The organism is Brenneria alni, assembly GCF_003666245.1.
Taxonomy (GTDB): Bacteria; Pseudomonadota; Gammaproteobacteria; order Enterobacterales; family Enterobacteriaceae; genus Brenneria; species Brenneria alni.
Window position 1 is genome coordinate 1 of sequence record NZ_MJLZ01000128.1, and the last position, 557, is coordinate 557.

Here is a 557-nt window from a genome sequence, read left to right on the forward strand (position 1 = left end):
CCTCTCAGTAGGGCAGTCAGCCCCTTTTCGGCGGCGTAATCTTGGGCAAACGTCAGCAGATCGGGGTCATTCAGTGGCTGGCGCGGGGCCAGATAGGGTTGGTCGAGCAGGGCGTATTTATTGATGCCCAGCGTGTGGTAAGGCAGAAAATGGATCTCCCGGCTGCCGGTTTCTCCGGCAGCGAAGTCGACAATCGCCCGTACCGAGGCGCGATCGGCGTTGAAGTCGGGGATCAGCGGCACGCGAACAATCAGCGGTTGCCCGGCATGTGCCAGTCGGCGGAAATTATCCAGCACTCGCTTGGCCGAGCCGCCGGTCAGGCGTTTAAACGCGGTTTCATCCACGTGTTTTAAGTCGGCCAGCAGCAGATCCAGCACGTCCAGCGAGGGTTCGATGTATTTCCACGGCACGTGCAGGCAGCTTTCAATCGCCGTGTGCAGCCCCTCTTGGCGGCAGCGTTGCAGCAGCCGATGAGTCACCTGCGGCTGCATAAACGGCTCGCCGCCGGAAAGAGTCACTCCGCCGCCGGTGCGCTGGTAAAACGGCTTGTCGCGTAG

The 557-nt window shown here is 61.4% G+C and carries 1 protein-coding gene; it reads right to left on the minus strand.

The features are described 5' to 3' along the window. Positions 1-557 (minus strand): glycyl-radical enzyme activating protein (locus BIY29_RS19975; protein WP_121576730.1); only part of this gene is annotated, 557 nt, incomplete at both ends.